General features: G+C 60.8%; 18 protein-coding genes. 12 read left to right on the top strand and 6 right to left on the bottom strand.

The genetic code is table 11. The features are described 5' to 3' along the window. Positions 1 to 362: 362 nt before the first annotated feature. Positions 363 to 1,709: an IS5 family transposase gene (locus IVB42_RS08590; RefSeq protein ID WP_247469957.1), complete on the bottom strand. Its 1,347-nt coding sequence runs from the start codon at positions 1,707 to 1,709 to the stop codon at positions 363 to 365. 640 nt (positions 1,710 to 2,349) lie between these two features. Continuing rightward, entirely contained in the window at positions 2,350 to 2,820 is a 471-nt protein-coding gene (locus tag IVB42_RS08585; RefSeq protein WP_247397936.1) for a hypothetical protein, read from the bottom strand. 86 nt (positions 2,821 to 2,906) lie between these two features. On the opposite strand from IVB42_RS08585, the gene IVB42_RS08580 reads away from it, so the two are divergent. Next, entirely contained in the window at positions 2,907 to 3,689 is a 783-nt protein-coding gene (locus IVB42_RS08580) for a recombinase family protein (protein ID WP_247397932.1), read from the top strand. A gap of 12 nt (positions 3,690 to 3,701) precedes the next feature. On the opposite strand, the gene IVB42_RS08575 is transcribed toward IVB42_RS08580, so the two are convergent. From IVB42_RS08575 to IVB42_RS08565, 3 genes are all read right to left on the bottom strand, one after another. After that, entirely contained in the window at positions 3,702 to 4,793 is a 1,092-nt protein-coding gene (locus tag IVB42_RS08575; protein ID WP_247469954.1) for a DUF3578 domain-containing protein, read from the bottom strand. Between the two features lie 194 nt (positions 4,794 to 4,987). Continuing rightward, positions 4,988 to 6,244 (bottom strand): dGTP triphosphohydrolase, encoded by a 1,257-nt coding sequence (gene dgt / locus IVB42_RS08570; protein WP_247394752.1) that lies wholly within the window; start codon positions 6,242 to 6,244, stop codon positions 4,988 to 4,990. Positions 6,245 to 6,292: 48 nt separating this feature from the next. Further along, the gene (locus tag IVB42_RS08565) at positions 6,293 to 6,520 is read right to left on the bottom strand and encodes a hypothetical protein (protein ID WP_247394755.1); all 228 of its coding nucleotides are present in this window, start codon (positions 6,518 to 6,520) and stop codon (positions 6,293 to 6,295) included. 489 nt (positions 6,521 to 7,009) lie between these two features. Between IVB42_RS08565 and IVB42_RS08560 the strand changes: the two genes are divergently transcribed. Then, positions 7,010 to 7,195, top strand: coding sequence for a hypothetical protein (locus IVB42_RS08560; RefSeq protein WP_157642950.1), 186 nt, complete (start codon positions 7,010 to 7,012; stop codon positions 7,193 to 7,195). Here IVB42_RS08560 and IVB42_RS08555 read toward each other — a convergent pair. Then, on the bottom strand, positions 7,182 to 7,643 hold the full coding sequence (locus IVB42_RS08555; protein WP_245288424.1) for a lysozyme inhibitor LprI family protein: 462 nt from the start codon (positions 7,641 to 7,643) through the stop codon (positions 7,182 to 7,184). The genes IVB42_RS08560 and IVB42_RS08555 overlap by 14 nt on opposite strands. A gap of 799 nt (positions 7,644 to 8,442) precedes the next feature. Here IVB42_RS08555 and IVB42_RS08550 point away from each other — a divergent pair. The 10 genes from IVB42_RS08550 (at position 8,443) to IVB42_RS08505 (ending at position 19,287) form a co-directional block, all read left to right on the top strand. After that, positions 8,443 to 9,966, top strand: coding sequence for a hypothetical protein (locus IVB42_RS08550; RefSeq protein ID WP_247469952.1), 1,524 nt, complete (start codon positions 8,443 to 8,445; stop codon positions 9,964 to 9,966). A gap of 147 nt (positions 9,967 to 10,113) precedes the next feature. Next, the gene (locus tag IVB42_RS08545) at positions 10,114 to 10,728 is read left to right on the top strand and encodes a ribonuclease D (protein ID WP_007598566.1); all 615 of its coding nucleotides are present in this window, start codon (positions 10,114 to 10,116) and stop codon (positions 10,726 to 10,728) included. Positions 10,729 to 10,872: 144 nt separating this feature from the next. Further along, positions 10,873 to 11,601, top strand: coding sequence for an LPS export ABC transporter periplasmic protein LptC (gene lptC / locus IVB42_RS08540; protein ID WP_018455740.1), 729 nt, complete (start codon positions 10,873 to 10,875; stop codon positions 11,599 to 11,601). A 5-nt stretch (positions 11,602 to 11,606) separates the two neighbouring features. After that, a complete protein-coding gene (locus IVB42_RS08535) occupies positions 11,607 to 12,317 on the top strand; it encodes an LptA/OstA family protein (protein ID WP_026233014.1) in 711 nt (236 codons plus the stop codon). 266 nt (positions 12,318 to 12,583) lie between these two features. Further along, the gene (gene lptB, locus IVB42_RS08530; protein WP_018455742.1) at positions 12,584 to 13,582 is read left to right on the top strand and encodes an LPS export ABC transporter ATP-binding protein; all 999 of its coding nucleotides are present in this window, start codon (positions 12,584 to 12,586) and stop codon (positions 13,580 to 13,582) included. Positions 13,583 to 13,672: 90 nt separating this feature from the next. After that, positions 13,673 to 15,286, top strand: coding sequence for an RNA polymerase factor sigma-54 (gene rpoN, locus IVB42_RS08525; protein ID WP_247295847.1), 1,614 nt, complete (start codon positions 13,673 to 13,675; stop codon positions 15,284 to 15,286). Between the two features lie 81 nt (positions 15,287 to 15,367). Further along, positions 15,368 to 15,985 carry a ribosome-associated translation inhibitor RaiA gene (gene raiA / locus IVB42_RS08520; protein WP_026233016.1) on the top strand — a complete coding sequence of 206 codons (618 nt, stop codon included), beginning with the start codon at positions 15,368 to 15,370 and terminating at the stop codon, positions 15,983 to 15,985. Between the two features lie 238 nt (positions 15,986 to 16,223). Then, on the top strand, positions 16,224 to 16,685 hold the full coding sequence (gene ptsN / locus IVB42_RS08515; RefSeq protein WP_018455745.1) for a PTS IIA-like nitrogen regulatory protein PtsN: 462 nt from the start codon (positions 16,224 to 16,226) through the stop codon (positions 16,683 to 16,685). Positions 16,686 to 16,966: 281 nt separating this feature from the next. Continuing rightward, complete coding sequence (locus IVB42_RS08510; RefSeq protein ID WP_039799588.1) at positions 16,967 to 18,268, top strand: O-antigen ligase family protein; 1,302 nt, start codon at positions 16,967 to 16,969, stop codon at positions 18,266 to 18,268. Further along, complete coding sequence (locus tag IVB42_RS08505) at positions 18,265 to 19,287, top strand: glycoside hydrolase family 5 protein (RefSeq protein ID WP_247295991.1); 1,023 nt, start codon at positions 18,265 to 18,267, stop codon at positions 19,285 to 19,287. Before IVB42_RS08510 ends, IVB42_RS08505 begins: the two co-directional genes overlap by 4 nt. The last annotated feature ends 128 nt before the right edge of the window (positions 19,288 to 19,415 follow it).

Genomic DNA, 19,415 nt, shown 5'->3' with positions numbered 1-19,415 from the left:
CTAATGGTATTCTCGGTTTGGTAAATTATAAAATTGTGAATTTTCAGTTAGTTGGTGGTATTCTTAGATTCCGGCCAGGGGCTTGCGGGTCAGGCCATGGAAACGAAGCTTGGCCGCCACTGCCTTCCTCGACCATGCCGAGGATATTCGACCACCTCTCCGACGAGAGGGATCGCCGCAGCCCGCACCCTCCGGCCAGCTGTGACATAAAGGCGCCAGGCGCTCGGCACCCTTGAAGCCACGGATCGATGGGATCATTCCAGAGCAACTCGATCGTCCCCTGAAGCACTACGACATCGCCAATAACAGAGTCGACGATCCCGCCCTGGGATTTGGAAGAGACCGCACAGGCTAGTCGTCCGTTAAGAAGGCGAATTGAGCGGGGCTGGACCGGCCAGCACGCGGCATAGTCGGGCCAGGAACAGGCACAAGAGTTCTCTGAGCCAGGCTAGGATGCGGCGGAAGTTGTGGCCGACGGCTGAGAGGATGACGTTGGCGGCGTCTCCGGCACGGCCTTTGAGGTAGCAGCGACCGAGGTGACCTTCGGTCTTCATGTGGCCGATGATGGGCTCGATGGCGGAGCGGCGGCGCAGCTCGCGCTTGATGACGCCGAAGACGCCGCGCTTTTGGCCGGAGATGAAGACGCGACGTGGATTTTGAGCATCGTGGCCGCGGTATCCCTTGTCGACATAGGCCCGCTCGATCGGACATCCGGTGAGCGTCTCGGTCCGGTCGATGACGTTCCGCAAGGTGTGACCGTCGTAGGGATTTTCGGGCAGCGAGCTGGCATGCAGTACGAACAGGCCGCCGGGAGCTCGGCGATTGTTGGTGACGATGGAGGCCTTCACGCCGAACTCGTAAGGGGCTGAGGCCTTGCCTTTGCCGATGCACTCCACCTCCGGGGCATGAAATGAATAGAGCTTCCAGCCGCGCTGGCGCTGCTGCTGGGAGCGGATCTGGCTGGCTCGGCCAAGCGGAAGGGCGAATGCCTCCTCGAGGGCTGGCTGGCCCTCGATCTTGCGACGGATGTCGCGGATGATCCGGCCCAGCCGGCTGCGCAGGATACGCAACTGCCGCTGATGCCGCCCGAACTGTTTGGCATGGGCGTAGCGGCCCGCCATCATCGCAGCGGCCTTGGCCACGCGAGAATAGGATTGCCGGAGCCTGACGCTGTGCCTTCTCGCCAGGCGGTTGAGGCCCTGGATGGCCGCATGAAGCAGCTTGGCGTCGGTCGGGAAGGTGATGGCCTTCGGCTGCACCGTGGTGTCGACCGTGACGCGCTTGAGGTCCTGGCTGCGTAAGGCGCCGGCTTCGTGCGCCACCCGCAGGCTCTCGGCCAGCAACGACTCCAGCTTGTCGCCGAGCCGCTTGCGCCAATGGCTCAGGTCCGAGCGTTCGTGCGGGAAAGCGTGCCGGAAAAACTCTTCGCCGGTGAAGAACTGGAAATAAGGGTCGTGGACCCAGCGCTCGCACACCCCCTCATCGGACAGCCCGTAGATATGCTTGAGCAACAACAGCCCGATCATGAAGCGGGTCTCGATCCCGGGCCGGCCGTTCTCGCTGTAGAGCGGCGCGATCTCGCCGTCGATCCAGTCCCAATCGATCTTGCCGGCAAGCAGAACCAACTCGTGCTTCAGATTGATGATCTGGTCCAGCCGCGCCCGGAACAGATCGTTCGATCCCGTCGTCCTGTGCTTCTTCGGTCGCATCGGCCCCTCCGATGCACCACAGAATCATGGTCCGCAGCGAAAGGGAATCCACAAACGAAAATTGCAAGGTTTGGGGGCCTCAAGCCCCCAATCCCTGCAATCTCAAATGCCGCCGCAACCGGAAAACTGACTCCTGCTCAATCGCTTAGTGCCTTGTTCACGGACGACCCGCTACCTCGACGATGTTGGTGGCTGGGTTAGAACCCCGGAGCCGGCCCCTCGCATAGGCACTCTGTCCTGCCCTGCCAGGCGAACTGAGATTGCTCACTACTTCTCGACGGCTTTGGCAGACCGCCGGCGACCCATGGGCTTTGAGCTTACGCGGTGCCCTTCGGGTGAATGGTCGCACCCCACAGTACCCGATACGGTACACTCGCGCTGTCGTTCACATGACCGACCACGAGGACCTGCTGTATCGAGAACAGATGTAGTACAGAATTGTGGAAAAATCAAGTTCTACAAGGGCTTGCTAGTTTCTAGCGAGGAAACGGCCCTTTTGCCAATTCGTACTCAACTCGAGTTGGGCGAGTGAGGGCGTATTGTGTCAAAAAAAGGGGAAAGACACAATATCGCCATGTTTGCCGCTGCCGCGGTGAGCGCGCCCTGCAATCGGGTCGTCAGGCGCGATCGACCTTCTTCCTCACCCTCCCGTGTTCAGCACCCGGCGCAAAGCCGCGCGGGTCTCGGGATGCATCTGTGCAATGCTGTCCTCGTCTGTCTCGCGCTCTTCGACTTGAAGGAAAAGCGAGACCTCGCGGTCGTTCAGGATGCTTCGTGTTCTTCGGGTCAGTCCCGAGAGGGGTCCTCTAAGCTGGCCGTAACGTTCCAGCCCCATCTTCTCCAAGAGGTCACGGATGCGAAAGTGCGGGTCTAGCTGTGCCGCAGCTTCGAGCATCCTTCTAGAGATATCGGAAAGAGGCTTTTGTACCAGGCGCCGGGCCTGGCGATCGTTCAAGCGAGCGAGCGACTCGTCGGTGCCCGAAACTAGGGACTCTGATACGTCGCCGACGTCAGTGGTCACGCCCGATAGCCCCAGTTCGGCGAGCACCGCAGCCCTCGCTTCCTCCGGCAAACGGTTCAACGATGCTGTAGACAGAAAAAATCCGTTCATAAGACGTCTCCTTAAGAATGATGCAAAGTCACCTTCAGTGAAGATCAATCTATATCAATACATGTCATTGGCAACCTAATTTAAGAATGATCATCATTGATGTGGACTCTTGGCATTCGTTCTGTTACGGAATCTCAGGAAAACGAAACGGGAAAACCCATCAAGTGACTGGTGTGGCAATCAATTCTAGGAAGGCAATCGCATATCTCCGGACGTCTAGCGCGGCTAACGTCGGCTCAGACAAGGACAGCGACAAGAGGCAGCGTGCGGCAATCCAGGCGTTTGCGGAGCGCGAGCGTCTCGAGGTGGTGGCCGAGTTCTATGATGCGGACGTGAGTGGCGCTGATCCCATTGAGACCAGACCGGGCTTCGCAGCTCTGCTCGATCGGATTGAAGGCAATGGGGTCAGGACCGTGTTGGTCGAGGACGCATCGCGCTTTGCCCGGCAATTGATTGTCCAGGAGGCGGGCATCATCGCGCTCATTGAGAGGGGGGTCCGTGTTCTGACGGCATCGGGCGATGACCTCACGGCGACGGATGATCCCTTCAAGGTGGCCATGCGACAGATCGCCGGCGTGTTTGCGCAATTGGAGAAGGCTCGACTGGTCAGCAAGTTGAAGGCGGCTCGGGATCGAAAGCGGGCCAATGGGCTGAAAGTCGAGGGTCGCAAAAGCTATGCCGAGATAGATGCGAGAGACAACGGCGGGCAGATGATCACGCTGGCCCGGAAGCTACGTCGCAAATCGCCAAAGGGCGGTCGGCGTTCCCTCAGAACGATCTCGGCTGAGCTGGCAGCGGCCGGGTTCGTCAGCGAGTCGGGAAATCCTTTCGCGGCGACAGCAATTGCGAGGATGCTTGGAGAGCTATGAGCTGATGAAGAGTTAGCGCTGTCCAAATCGGTACTCGTAGCAGATGGGGTTCAGGCGCTCCACTTCGAGCTGCCAAGGTACCATCGCCACAATTTCACCTCCCGACACTTTGGGAGTGGACGGGTCAAGGTCGATGCCGTGAACGATGAGCAACCCGTTTTTGGGGTGCGCCTGCTGGTGGAGTAAAACCTCGTTGCGAGTGAGAAGGACGGCGCCTGGTCCTCCGGTTGTTCCTTTGACCTCAATCACCCACTGCTCTCCGTCTCTCTGAGCCTTAAAGTCGCAACTATCAGTGGCAGAGACGTCCTGAAACAAAAATCTTTGAGCTTTCAGCCATTCCTTTGCCTTGCTCATCGCATGCAATTCAACCAGCTTTCGCAAAGGTGCAGATAGACCGCGGCCTTGCCCGCCTCCGATCGCCCGCAGCGGCGCGGTGAACTTTTCGATCTCTCGGTCAATAGCGCTCACGTCTACGTGTGGTTCGCCTGGAGATAAGCCCAGTTCCTTGGCGCGATACAACTTCCGAAGGGGTTCACAAAAACGAACGAGGTCTTCCTCAAGTTCAGCATCACTCGGGATGTTCGAAGTCGGATAGAACTTCGAGAAGACCGTTGTCTTCTCATAGGCTCGCGCAAGATCATGAGTTCCCAGCTCTATCCCCCGCCGAACCGTTCGATCGTTTTCGAACTCAGACCCCACCGAAGCTTCCGCCCAGCTCATGAGTTCAGCGACCTCTGCATCATCGCGGCTCACGTAGCTTCCATTTTGGAGCACCGTCGAGCCGTGGCTCAGACATAGCGAGACACCTTCACCGTCAGAGTGAAACAGGTACACAATGTACCAGCCCTGCTGAGCAGAGGGGGAGCGTGAGGGAGAGTACCATCTCACCCAGGGGACAAGTGTCTTACGGCCCGTGCCATCCCGCCCCTCGGCGTCTCCGTCGATCCCATACTCACCCAGAGCCGACCTCAGTCTGCCACTTCTGCCTCGTATTTCAGCAGGCAAGACGTCTCGAATGAGGATGCCCCGCCGTTCCATCTCCCGGGTATTCTGATCCGAGTAGACCTTTTGCAGCTTCAGCACCTCTTCAATGATCTTCTTCACGCGCCCTCACTCACGTCTCTATCCCACTGGGGGCCGACTGCTGGCAGCCACTTGCTGGAGCGCAACTGAACTCCTCGCTTCCGCGACGGTGCATGGGTCGACCGGGTGCGCTAGAGAAAGCTGCGTGGATTTGGGGAAGAGGCATGTATGCTGGGACCGATTACACGTCCTGACACCTGGATAGGCCCTTCGCCTTATCTTACGATTGGATCCAACACGGATCCGCTTGCGTAACCGTGAAGACGGCCGTGTAGCCCCAGCGCCTCTGCTTCAGTGAGGCTCGCGATACAATCGGCCACAAAGCGTGCCGGAGTTTCATCTCCTTCGAGCCAAAGGTACTTCAGCCGCTGTGGCAGATATTTAGGGATCGTCGTTTGCGAGTCCTCGAATAAATATTCGAAGAGGGTCCTGAGTACCCTCTCTTGCCCTTTCTGCTGGGCAGCTAAAGAAGGATTGTTAATAATGTAATCTCGGGTGATCTGCTTGAGAATGAGAACTTCGTCCGCTTCCTCGGGGGCAATTACCACTGCCTTGCCTGTAACGTCAGGTTCCTGAAGTCGGGCGGCTCGAATGTACCGACCAATGAGCTTGGATGTCATCGTCCGCAGTTGCTGACGTTGGTGACGAGCACCATCGTAAGGTTCGGTTATCAACTGGGCAAAAGATCCAGCAATGAAGCCATGCAGGCTTCTGAGAGCCTCTCGCAGTCGTCCCGCAGCATCGGCAGGTGCTGCAAACCAGTTTGCAACGGCCCTTGAGACTATTTGCTCGCTTTGATCACCTGCGAGAATGCGATGCCACGGCAGTGCGCCACAACGATGAAAATCTTCGAGGTCGTGTACGGAATAGGCAATATCGTCCGCCCAATCCATCAGGTCAGCCTCGGGGGTCTTTGCGTCGTGAGCGAAAAACTCCCGCGCAAACGCGAAATCCTCGCGGTCCGCTTGGTATGCCCCCCATTTTTTCGTGCGCCCTGGAAGTTTCGTGTCACGATGCCATGGATATTTCAGGCAGGCCGCGAGGGTCGCTCTGGTGAGGTCCAGGCCCTGACATTCATCGAAGCGGACGGCAAGCTTTGTGAGGATTCTAAATGATTGGGCGTTGCCTTCAAAGCCATCGGGGTCGTGCTTGACGACAAGTTCGTGCAGCACATGCTCGCCGACATGACCAAATGGTGGATGGCCCAGGTCATGTGCTAGGCACGCGGCCTCTACCACTTCTGCATGCACGCCTAGAGTACTCGCCAACTCAGGCGCGTCCGCGATGCATTTCTGAGCTAGGCGTCGACCTACCTGGGCGACCTTAATCGTATGCTGCTGGCGGGTATGAAATACGTCCGCCTCGCCCGCACGAACAATTTGCGTGATGCCGGCCAAACGGCGGAACGCGGAAGAGTACAATATGCGGTCGCGATCACGCTCAAAACGACTTCGCTGGTCGTCCTTGACCACACTGTGACGTCGCCGAACGCGATCGGCCTCTAACCACATTCTGAGTGTTTACGCGGCGACGAGTGCGACACACAACCGCAGCTTGGAACCGAGCTCAAGTGCGCCCTTGTCCAGCGCTCGCTGCATTGTTCGCTGAATGTTGTAAGGCTCGTAGCCCCTCTGGGAGAAAATCTGCACCAGGGTCAGAGCATCGATCCCATCCGGATGCCGAGAAACCTCCGCAAGGAGCTCTCGTTCATCAGGGCGCCCGGTGGTATCCATCACTGCGGTGGCCATGGGGAACTCTCGTAAATGAGGAAGAACACGAACGAATATTGCTTATTCGTCCAATGATGGCAACTGGTGTCGTCAGTAACTTTTCATATGACCTCCTGCACAGTAACGCCCGTACGTGGTTAATGATCCGTTTGTTCACCATTCTCAGGCACATAACCAACACTCCCGGTGCACGACGGCGACCAACGTCGGCGTTAGCCATCAGGTCGCGCCGAACACGACGGTGACTCCCAACGTAATTTCCGTCCCAGGCGCTCCGGTGACCCCGGGCGTCGTCCTTGAGCACTCGTTCTAACCGGCTTCACGATTTGACAGCTCGTCAGAGCTGCGCATTGCTTGTGCCCGGTACACAACTCCGGTACACAACAACAGGTTTGCGGTTCGAAAAACTCCTGCGAAAACAGTCGATTCAGAGGGTGCTGCTCCAGTCCTTTCCTGGGCACCATCTCCTACTCAAGCGATTGAAATCGCTTTTGCAGGGAATTTGAGTTGCTGACCGGTACTCAAAACCGAGGCACGGCGATCGCAGGCGATCTGGAGGCTGGCTTCAGTCGTTCAGGCAAGCGCTACGCGCCGACGTCCACCGCGCTCGCGGCCGAAGCCGTCATCGCTATGTGGGAAAAGGTCGGCAAAGCTGATGACCCCAAGCGCCTAAGAGGTCTCAATGCTCGTTGACCGCGGCGCCGAGCTTGATCAGGCTCAGCGAGCGGTTCGCGGTCTCGCGCAGGCGGCAGTAGCTCGCGCTGCCCCGGTACATGCCGGGATCGACCTTGTCGAAGACCGCGCAGAAGCCATCACGCGACGCGGCGAAAGTTTTCTGCGAGTCATTGACCGCCTTGATCGCGTCGGCGAACCCGCCGGCCTGAACCTTCTTTAGCGCCTCATTGGTTTTCTGCGTCCAAATGGCGAGTTCGCGCGCCGCGCAGGCTTTCCATTTGGCGACATCGTCATTCGCGCCCTCTGCCGCTTTGATGCAGGGGTCGGCGACGAGCCCAACGCACGCGCCGCCGAAACCGCCGGTTTTCTCCGCGGTCTTCAGGCAGCCATCGATCACCGCAAGTTCGGCTGGCGCGATGCCTTGGGCGAAAGCCATCGATGCGATCGGGAGGCTTGCGGCGAGCATCGCGACGGCAAGTTTGAGCTTCATTGGAGATCTCCGTTCGACGCATCGAAAATATGGAACAGAACACCACTGCGAGCGCATGAAGCTCAGCGAGACGGTAGACCGGCGGATGTGGCGGAAGGGCCGGACGGCGAGTGCGAAGGGAAAACGAGGGGGTATGCGGCTTCGGCTACGCCCTCTCCAATCAATGCCTTTGATGTGCCTTGACCTGACTTACGGGATTTTCGACCAATAGGTGATACATGCAACTTTGGTCATCGAAGGCCCAGCGTTGGTTCACCTGAATGTGGAACAGGAGCTACGCTGACGAATAATGACGGCGGGACCGCTTAAGGCACGCACTGGCGATCTCCACGCTGCGCGGTCGCGGTCTCGCGGGCCTCCATTTGGACAACTGAAGGTGACGATCGAGTCTTTTCCTGGGCACCACACCCAACCCAGGTCGTTGAATCGCTCCCGCCGGTGAGACCACCTCCGCCCCCGAAGCCGGTGACTGCGCCGCCGCCGCTGCCGAAACCGGTAGCTGAAGCGATTTCGGGCATTTTCCAGCAATGCCATTAATAACAGCTCGGGGATGAGACGATGCAGGTCCGCTTCGAAGATTTCCAAGTGTAAACAGCTGCTTGGGAGACCTCGGAAGCCCGCCGTTGAGCGGAATTTCATTCCGCCAATCCCCCCTCGGTTGCATCGTCCGAATTTACCCCGCTTTAGACAAACTAGCTCTTAGTCAGCGGGCAGGCTCGCATCCGGCCGTCGGCGAGCGCGGAGCCATCGGGCTCGCTTTATCGTGGGGGAAGCGGTGGATCAGCATCAGGTCTGGCACGAGCCGGCATTCGACAAGGCTGCGAACGCGATCAGCCCGTTTCTCCTGAGATCGGGAATTTATCTGTTCCTGATCTCGTTCATCTGCCTGTTCTACGTCTTGAACGCGCCGCTTCTGCTCGGCCATTACGATCTGGGCTGGCATCTGGCGGCCGGAGATATCATCCGGGAGCGCAACGCCATCCCGCTCCACGACCCCTGGTCGTTCACCCACGGCGACAAGCCATGGCTCAATCTGTCCTGGCTCTGGGACGCGCTTGCCAGTGCGACGTTTCAATACGCAGGCTTTGGCAGCCTCGTCCTGCTGACGGTGGCCTGCGGCGCAGCGATCGTCGGCATCCTGACCGCGATCTCTCTCGGCTACGGCGCGTCGGCGATCGCGGTCTGCGTCTCGGTCTTCTTGGCCTGCCTGCTCTATCCCGCTTACGAAGCTTCGCCGAACATGTATCTCGCGGTCTCGCCGAATACATGCACGATGTTGTTCTGCGTCGTCTTCTATCGCGAATGCCTGCGACGAACGCGATGGTTCGTGCTTCCCGTGTTGATGGTGCTCTGGGCCAATCTGCATGGCGGTTTTCTGCTCGGCTTTTTCGTGATCGGCGTCTTCTGCGGCGGCGCCGTGCTCAGAGGGGCCTGGGCCGAGCTCCGGATCCTTGCTCTCGCGGGGATCGGGTGCCTTGCCGCGACCTCCATCAATCCGCTCGGCTGGAATATCTATGCCGGTGCCGCCTCGACGATGGGGCACTTCGTCCAGGGCAATATCGGCGAATGGCTGTCCTACTATCACAACATGGAAATGCCGGGCAGCATTCCCGGCATCCTGTACATGCTGGCCTTCGTCGCGCTCGAGCTTCGCTACAGAAACTCCAGACCGATCCCGCTCGAGCCGAGATTGATGTCCTGGCTGTTTCTGATTCTGGGACTGTATCAGTTCAGGTACATCGCTTTCTTCTTCATTTTCTCGACCGCGCCGATGGCGCTTCACCTCAGCCGCTTGCTGCCTGAGCGTCTCACCGGTCGGGACGTGAGGGGAGCGTTGCTGGCCGCCGGCATCGTCGGTCTCGGCACCCTGCCGATGGCCTATTTGAACGTTGCACCGGCGCTCGCACTTCCGCCGATGCTGTCGAGTGAAGATGCCGGCTATCTGCGAAAGCATCTCGCAGGTCGGCGGGTCCTGAACAATTGGAACGTCGGCGGCTACCTGATCTTCGCGACGCACGGCACCGTCCCCCCATTCGTCGACGGTCGCGCCGCGACCGCCTATCCGGACGATTTGCTGCGCGACTATTTCAAGCTGGTGAGCTGGGAGATCGACGAAGCCGCGTGGGACATGGTGCTCGACAAATACCGGATCGACGCCGTGCTGTGGGTCAAGGCGCACGAACAGCTGCGGCGATTTCTGGTGGAGCGGCGAGGCTGGCGCGAGCAATACACCGGCGCTTACGAGACCGTTTACGTCAGGCCGCAATCCGGTTTCGCCGGCGAAGCCAAAAGACAATGACGACCAGCGCCGCGGCTCTGTATGACCAGCCGCGCCTGATGCTTGCGCCGGCGGCTGCCAGCGGATACATCGCGGCCGGCCCTCGCCAGCGTCTGTGCCGGGGATTAGCCTGCAAAGCGCACCGATTCGATTGAGGTTTGAAACGCCATGACCGTACGCCTGCACCGCGGCGACCTGCCCGATCTGTCCCGCTATACCGGAGCGGTGGCGATCGACACCGAGACCATGGGCCTGAACCCGCATCGCGACCGGCTCTGCGTGGTGCAGCTCTCACCCGGCGACGGCAGCGCGGACGTGGTGCAGATCCCCAAAGGTCATACCGACGCGCCGAACTTGAAGGCGCTTTTGGCCAATCCCGCGAACACGAAAATCTTCCACTTTGCGCGGTTCGACGTCGCGGTGCTGTACCAGACGTTTGGTGTCATGACCGGGCCGATCTACTGCACCAAGATCGCCTCCCGCCTGATCCGCACCTATACGGACCGCCATGGCCTCAAGGACCTCGTGCGCGAGGTGCTCAATGTCGACCTCTCCAAGCAGCAGCAATCGAGCGATTGGGGTTCCGACAGCCTGACCGAGCCGCAGCTCGCCTACGCCGCCTCCGACGTGCTGCATCTGCACGGCTTGCGCGAGCGGCTCGATGCCATGCTGGCGCGGGAAGGCCGCACGGCGCTGGCCAAAGCCTGTTTCGACTTCCTGCCGACCCGCGCTTTGCTCGATCTCCAGGGCTGGGCCGAAGAGGACATTTTCGCGCATTCCTAGAGTTTAGCGCGGCGGCCAAGCTGGGCGGTCGCCCCGTTTCAGACACTTTCGTAACGGCCTGTCGCGGGCTGCATATTTTGGCGTTGCCGGCTACAATGGGGCGCCCGCCAGCCGGACAAGGCGAGCGACACCTCAGGAGCCCAGGTGAATTCGGCCCACAATGTCACCTACGACGCCGCGCTCGCGGCGAAGTTCGCCAGCGCGGCGCGCCACAGCCGCCTGGTGCGGATTCTGCGCATCGCGGTGCCGACGACAGTGGCCGCGGCCATGGGTCTGCTCGTCCTCATCTCGACCATTTTCAACCCGTTCCAGATCCCCGTGAAGCTCGACTCCGGAAATCTCGTGGTCACTGGCACGAAGATCACGATGGAATCGCCGCACATGTCCGGCTTCACGCCGGACCAGCGGCCCTACGAGCTCTGGGCCAAGACCGCGACCCAGGACATCACCGATCCCGATCATGTCGATCTCCATGATTTGCGCGCGAAGGTGCTGATGGAAGACCAATCGACCCTGTTCCTCGATGCCCGCACTGGACGGTTCGACAACAAGCAGCAGCAGCTCGACCTGCACAAGGACATCTTCCTGCGCACCTCGACCGGCTACGAGGCGCGGCTGAACTCGGCCTTCGTCGACATGGGCAAGGGCACGGTCTCCTCGGACGAGCATGTCGACGTCAAGCTGACCAACGGAACGCTGACGGCCGATCGGCTGCGGATCACGGAAGGCGGCGACGTCATCCGCTTCGAAGGGAATGTGGTGATGCACCTCGACAAGCTGGACGATCCTGCCGCCACTCAGCCCGCGCCGACTGAACCCGCGCCGGCTGCGAAGACACGTACGCCCCAGAACAAGTCCGCCAATTCAAAGTGATTTTCATGATCAGGTTTTTTCCGCGCAACGACGGCAAGCGGCGCGTCATCCCGGGTGCGGCCGCGCTCGCCGTCGGCATCGCACTGGTCGCAACGGGTGCGGCGATCGCGCAGAGCACGATGCAAGGCGTGCCCAACGCGATGCAGGGCTTCTCGCAGAACCGCGATCAGCCGATCCAGATCGAGGCCGCCTCGCTCGAGATGCGCGACAAGAAGAAGGAAGCGACGTTTTCCGGCAATGTGAAGGTCATTCAGGGCGACACCACCATGACCTCGAAGACGCTGGTGGTGTTTTACGATTCGGGCGGCGACAAGCCGGCCGCGCCACAGCCTGCGGCAAAGGCGACCAAGGGGGCGCCGATGCAGTCGGCGACGCCGGGACCGGGCGGCAACTCCTCGATCAAGCGACTGGAGGCGCGCGGCAATGTCGTCGTCACCCAGAAGGACCAGGTGGTCACGGGCGAGACCGCCGTGTTCGACACCCGCACCAACCTCATCACCATGCTCGGGGGCGTCGTCTTGACGCAGTGCAAGAACGTGCTGCGCGGCGACCGGCTGGCGGTCGACATGACCACGGGCGTGTCGCGTGTGGAATCCGATAGCGGCCGGGTGCAGGCGCTGCTGCCGCAGGGCGGCGGCAATGATTGCGGATCCGGAGGCGCGGGCAAGCCCGGCGCGGGACCTCTGCAATTGCCTGGCGCAACTAAACCCAAATAAGTCAGCGTAGACCCAAGCCCGTCAAAGTAAATTTGAAGAATGATTTCAGACGCTTGGGTCGATCATCGCCGATCCGAGGTTGAAGCTTGCGCGCCGAGACTGTATCTAGCGCGAAGGGCTTTCGAAGCGGGGTTCGCCGCTTTTCGGGCGTGTTTCACTGGGCATGAGACATCCCTTCATTCATGCTGCGTCGGCGAATCCTGAAGCCGGCGTGGCAGATCGCGCGAAGACCGCGCAGGATCGTCGCGAAAGGCTAGAAGGCGGGGATGGTCGATCTCTTCAGCATGTTCCGTCGGCGCCCCGCCAAACGCGGCCGGCCAGGATTTGCGCGCCAGGACATCACCGCGCTCGCTGACAGCGTCGGCGGCCTCGTGGCCAGCCCTGTCAGGGACGCGCCGCCGATCGCCCGTAACCAGCCGATGCACGCACCCGATCAGTTCCAAGGGGACTATCAAGCCGAGCAGCCCCGGGCCCAGGCGGTTCATCCCGTGAGGGCTGCCGGCAGGCCCAACGGTTCCGGCGGGCCTCAGCTCTTGAAGCGGCCGGGCTTCCTGGCTGTGCATAGCGTGGAAAAGAGTTTTGGCAGCCGCCAGGTCGTGCGCGGCGTCAGCATCTATGTGCGCCGTGGCGAAGCGGTCGGCCTGCTCGGCCCCAACGGCGCCGGCAAGACCACCGTGTTCTACATGATCACCGGCCTGATCAAGGCCGATCGCGGCGCGATCGAGCTCGACGGCCACGACGTCACCAAGCTGCCGATGTATCAGCGCGCGCGGCTCGGGATCGGCTATCTGCCGCAGGAGGCCTCGATCTTCCGCGGTCTCACCGTCGAGCAGAACATCCGCGCCGTGCTCGAAGTGGTCGAGCCGTCGCGCAAGAAGCGCGAGCAGCAGCTCGACTCGCTGCTCGACGAATTCAACATCACGCGCCTAAGGAAATCGCCGTCGATTGCGTTGTCCGGCGGTGAGCGGCGCCGCGTCGAGATCGCGCGCGCACTGGCGACGCGTCCGAACTACATGCTGCTCGACGAGCCCTTTGCCGGCATCGATCCGATCGCGGTCGGCGACATCCAGGACCTCGTCCGCCATCTCACCAACCGCGGCATCGGCGTGCTGATCACCGACCACAATGTGCGCGAGACGCTCGGCCTCACCGATCGCGCCTACATCGTCTATGCCGGTGAGATCCTGACCGAGGGGAGCCCGGATGAGATCGTCGCCGATCCGGACGTGCGCCGCCTTTACCTTGGCGAGGAATTCCGCCTCTAGCCCGTTTTTCCAATTCGTCAAGACGTGTACATCGGGCTTGGACTAGGATAAGCAAAAATCGGACCAACTTTTGGGATCGGTTCTTGCTTCATGGCGCTTTCGCAGAGATTAGAGTTCCGGCAATCGCAGTCGCTGGTCATGACGCCGCAGTTGATGCAGGCGATCAAGCTGCTGCAATTGTCCAATCTCGATCTCACGACGTTCGTCGAAGAGGAACTCGAGCGTAATCCCCTGCTGGAACGGGCCAATGACGAGCCGCCCGCGGGCGAGGGCCCGGCCGAGACCGGCCAGTTCAATGACAGCGACGGCGGCCACAACGACGAGCCGGGCGGCGGCCCGGGCGAAGCCTTCGAGCCCGGCCAGGAAGAGTGGATGAGCAAGGATCTCGGCACCCGCGCCGAGATCGAGCAGACCATGGACACCGGGCTGGACAACGTCTTCTCCGAGGAACCGGCCGAGGCGGCCGCGCGCAACGCCCAGGATGCGGCGCCGACCACCTACACCGAATGGGGCGGCGGCGCCTCCGGTGACGAGGACTACAATCTCGAAGCCTTTGTCGCCGCGGAGACCACGCTCGGCGACCATCTCGCCGAGCAGCTCTCGGTTGCCTTCACCGGGGCCGCGCAGCGCATGATCGGCCAGTATCTGATCGACCTCGTCGACGAAGCCGGCTACCTGCCGCCGGATCTCGGGCAGGCCGCCGAACGGCTGGGCGCATCGCAACAGGACGTCGAGAACGTTCTTGCCGTACTGCAGAAATTCGATCCGCCCGGCGTCTGCGCGCGCAATTTGAGCGAATGCCTGGCGATCCAGCTCCGCGAGCTCGACCGTTACGATCCCGCGATGCAGGCCCTGGTCGAGCATCTCGACCTCCTCGCCAAGCGCGACATCGGAGCCTTGCGCAAGGTTTGCGGCGTCGACGATGAGGACATCGCCGACATGATCGGCGAGATCCGCCGGCTCAATCCCAAGCCCGGCATGAAGTTCGGCACGGCCCGGCTCCAGACCATGGTGCCCGATGTCTATGTCCGCCCGGGACCCGATGGCGGCTGGCATGTCGAGCTCAACAGCGACACCTTGCCGCGCGTGCTGGTCAACCAGACCTACTATTCGCAGCTCTCGAAGAAGATCGGCAAGGACGGCGACAAATCGTATTTCACCGATGCGCTTCAGAACGCGACCTGGCTGGTGCGTGCGCTCGACCAGCGCGCCCGCACCATCCTGAAAGTCGCAACCGAAATCGTGCGCCAGCAGGACGGCTTCTTCATCCATGGTGTGGCGCATCTGCGACCGCTGAATCTGAAGGCCGTCGCCGACGCCATTCAGATGCATGAATCCACGGTGTCGCGCGTCACCGCCAACAAATACATGGCGACCAATCGCGGCACGTTTGAGCTGAAATATTTCTTCACGGCCTCGATTGCATCGGCCGATGGCGGCGAGGCTCATTCGGCCGAAGCCGTGCGCCACCACATCAAGCAGCTGATCGATGCGGAGGCGCCCTCCTCGATCCTGTCCGACGACACCATCGTGGAACGCTTGCGCGGCTCGGGCATTGATATCGCCCGCCGCACGGTCGCGAAGTACCGCGAAGCCATGCGCATTCCTTCCTCGGTGCAACGCCGTCGCGACAAGCAGAGCGCTCTTGGTAACGTCGTCTCCACCGCCATGGCCGATCGCTCCCGCAATCCCGAACCGGCCTGATTGCGCCGGCGCGAAATCGCGCTACTCTCGATCTGCTATCGGGCCCAAATCCAGGCCAGGCACGAACCAAGTGAGGTTCACATGACTCTCCGCATCTCGGGAAAGAGCGTCAACGTCGGCGAGGCCCTGCGCGGCCGCGTCAACGACCGGACTGAAGAGGTCCTGCGCAAATATTTCGACGGCAATTACTCTGGTCACATCACGCTGAGCAAGGACGGCTTCGGCTTCCGCACCGACTGTGCGCTGCATCTTGATTCGGGAATCACGCTCGAGGCCGATTCCAACGCACCGGACGCCTATGCCAGTGCCGACCAGGCGCTGGTGATGATCGAGAAGCGGCTCAAGCGCTACAAGAGCCGGCTCAAGGATCGCTCCGCCCGCAAGGCCCATGTCGCCTCCGCGGCGCTGGCCGCGATGGATGCCACCAGCTACGTGCTGGAGGCACCGGGCGAGGGTGAGGATGAGGACGAGATCACCGGCTACAGCCCCGTCATCATCGCCGAGGCCACCACCTCGCTGAAGCCGCTGTCCGTGAGCGAAGCGGTCATGGAACTCGACCTCAGCGGGGCGCCCTGCCTGGTGTTTCAGCACGGCTCCTCCGGCCGGGTGAACATCATTTACCGCCGGGCCGACGGCAATGTCGGCTGGATAGACCCCCCGGGGGTCAAGACGGACGGCAAGGTGGGTGGCAAGGCGTGAGGCCGTCGGGCGACGCTCTGGGGGCCCCGCGCCGGGGCCCCTTTCCGCCTTAACAATGACCGGGGCAAAGCTGCACGCGGGAGTTGGCACCGGGATTGCGTTGGAGTAGAAGCCCCCCACATCAGGGGCGAGCTAAGTCCGCCTCCTGCTTCATCTTCTTGACGTCGGCCCGCCCCGGTTCTTTGTCCAGGCTGGCCAATTCGGAACCTGACGTTTTCATTCACCTCGGAAAACTTCCATGCCGATTACCGATCTGGTCGCGCCCGAGGCGATTCTCCCGGCATTGAAGGTCAACAGCAAGAAGCAGGCGCTTCAGGAACTCGCGGCCAAGGCCGCCGAGTTGACCGGGCAGAACGAGCGTTCCGTGTTCGAGGTACTCCTGCAACGCGAGAAGCTCGGCACCACTGCGGTCGGCTACGGCGTCGCCATTCCCCACGGCAAGCTGCCCAAGCTGGAAAAGATCTTCGGCATGTTCGCCCGCCTCGATCGCCCGATCGATTTCGAATCGATGGACGGCCAGCCGGTCGATCTCGTCTTCCTGCTGCTCGCCCCCGAAGGCGCCGGTGCCGATCACCTCAAGGCGCTGGCCCGCATCGCCCGCCTGCTCCGCGACCAGGACATCGCCAAGAAGCTCCGCGCCTCGCGCGATGCCCAGGCGATCTATTCGGTGCTCGCGCTGCCGCCGGCGACCGCGGCGTAACTCCCCTCCTTCTTGCAGGATAAGGCCCGATCGATTCTGGCACCTGGATTGCGCGGCGCGCAGCAATCTCGTCATGCTCATCTTGATCTCGAAGGTAGAAGACGCGAATATCTTCCCGTTTGAGACGTAGGGCATAGGGGCGGCCCTCACATCGTTAAGGGCCGTTCGCCGTTATGGACTGAGTGCACGTGACTGGGAATGGAAGGGCGCCGCTGCACATCGGTGCCGGGGCGGAAGAGCGGCCCGCGGCCGTGCTTCAGGGTGGTCAGCTTGGCGCCGGACTGCATACCGCAGCGGACTCCGATGCATATGAAAGCGCGATCTGGAAAGCGCCAAGCGCCGGCGTGGAACGGCTGGCCAGAAACGTGATCCGCAGCTCGATCACCCTCAACGTGGTCGCATCAATGGGTGTTCTTCACCCCGCATTACTACCTTCAGAGTGGAGCTATGTGCAGCAGGCGGTCGCGCTGCTGATGTGGATCGTCTCGATCTATGCCAGTGTCTTCGTACGGCCGCGGGTCCGGATCCAGCCCAATCCAGATCTCATCGCGTTGGTCACATTTTATGCCCTCGCGGCCGTTTCCGTTCTCTGGACCACGCTTTCCATCGCAGCGATCATGAAGAGCGTTGCACTTGTGGTGACGACTTTCGGTGCGTATTGCCTCATCACGCGTATCGACATCGACGAGATCGTCGGATCCACGGCGCTTGGGCTGTTCGTTCTGGTCGCCGCCTCGGCGTTGTGCGCCGTCTTCGTGCCCGAGATCGGCGTCGACCAGAGCTGGATGCACAACGGCCAGTGGCAAGGAATCTACGAATCGAAGCAGACGCTCGGCTTTATCAGCGCATATCTGATGTTCTTTGCCTGTTATCAGAAGATCACGGGGCAGGGATGGATTGCATTCCTCGTGTCGCTTGTTCTGGCATCGACCTGCGTCATCGCCTCGGAGTCGCGTGGTGCCGGCGCTGTCGCATTCGCGGCGGGCGGGCTGCTCGTGACTTCCATGTGGTCGATCCGCTGCATGAAAATCTATGCGGTGTTGCCATTCATCATGTGCATCCTGGCCGCTCTGCTGATGCTGTATTTTTACGTGACGGGGTACGATTCCATCCATCTCGGCGAGGCGACCGTCGATTTGACCGAGCGGACCTTCATTTGGCAGTACGCCATCGGCCATTTCAACGATGCGCCGCTGCTGGGCTTCGGCATCAACGGATTCTGGACGCGGCCCGCGATCTACGACTATTTCAATCAGAATCATGGCTGGGTGCTCGACAATTATCATAGCGGTTACATCGCGGTCGCGATTGAAACTGGATTTCTGGGATATTTGCTGTTCGTCACGAGCGTTTATCTGTTCTCGGAAAAGGTCCTCTATTTGATCGCCACCCGGTCGATCGATCGGTATCACTGCGCGCTGATCATCGGCTTCGTCGTCCTGAGCTTTCAATCGAACTTCACGGAGACGATGTTTCTTCGCTCGACAATGTTCACGTCGGTGCTGCTCGTCGCATTCTTCTTCGCAGTGTGCAGGCCGGTGCCCCAGCAGGGGCCTGCAGCAATGACGGGGCAAACAGGATGAATGCCATCCGCGTCCGCTGGACGATAGCCTTTCGTCTTGTCTTGGCACTATCCGTGCTTCCGATCTGCTTCCGGACCGAGGCAGCCGGACAGGCCAACACGCCCCCTGCTCCAAAATTGGGGCGCGGCATCAACATCCTCGGCTACGACGGCGTCTGGGAGGGAGGCCGAAACGCGCCATTTCGTCTGGACAACCTCACTGCGATCAGACGCGCCGGGTTCTCGCACGTTCGGATAAATTTCTTCGGCTTTAGATTCATGAATCCGGAGAAGGTAATGGATGAAGTCGTCTTGAGGCGGCTCGATGGCGTCATCGAGGAAGTGCTCGCCCGAAATCTCATCCCCATCCTGGACGAGCACGATACCCATGTTTGTCAGCGCGACATCTCCGAGTGCACAGACAAGCTGAAATCGTTCTGGACCCAAATCGCCGCGCGCTACGCCGGGAAATATCCAGCACTTGTCTTCGAGGTCCTCAACGAGCCGGGCGGGCAGATGTCGTCCACCGGCTGGAACGGCCTTCTGAACGAGTGCCTCAGCATCATCCGCGCCACCAATCCCCGGCGGACGGTCATCGCTTCGGTTCTCAACGTCGACGAGATGCCGGTCGAGGACCTGGTCCTGCCGTCGGATGACCGGAATCTGATCGTCACGTTTCACTATTACGCGCCGATCCGTTTCACCCATCAGGGCGCACCGTGGTCGCCCACATTCTCGCGAATCGGCCCGCTCGACTGGGGTACCCCGGAGGATAAACAGAAGGCCCGCGCCGATTTCGAGAAGATTCGGTCCTGGTCCCAAAGAGAAAAGCGCCCGATCTATCTCGGCGAGTTCGGCGTGTACGAGGCCGCTCCAGCCGAAGCACGGACCAGATATCTGTCATTCGTGGCGCGGAGCGCAGAGCGGCTTGGCTGGGCTTGGGCCTATTGGCAGTTCGATCATGATTTCGCGGCCTTCGACAGCGCGCGTCAAGCCTGGAAGCCGGACATCCTGCGGGCACTGCTTCCGGCCGGGCGTTGAGGTGCATCCGGGACGCGAGCCATCGCCGCACACTGCCTCATTGCGAGCGAGCGAAGCAATCCAAAATCTTGCCACGGAAAGATTCTGGATCCCCCAAAGCAAACGGGCACGCCTTCCTGCGAAGGCAT

This window comes from Bradyrhizobium sp. 45 (assembly GCF_023073155.1).
Lineage (GTDB): Bacteria > Pseudomonadota > Alphaproteobacteria > Rhizobiales > Xanthobacteraceae > Bradyrhizobium > Bradyrhizobium canariense_D.
The sequence above is the reverse complement of the archived record's forward strand: the minus strand, read 5'-3'. Positions and strand labels throughout refer to the sequence as shown.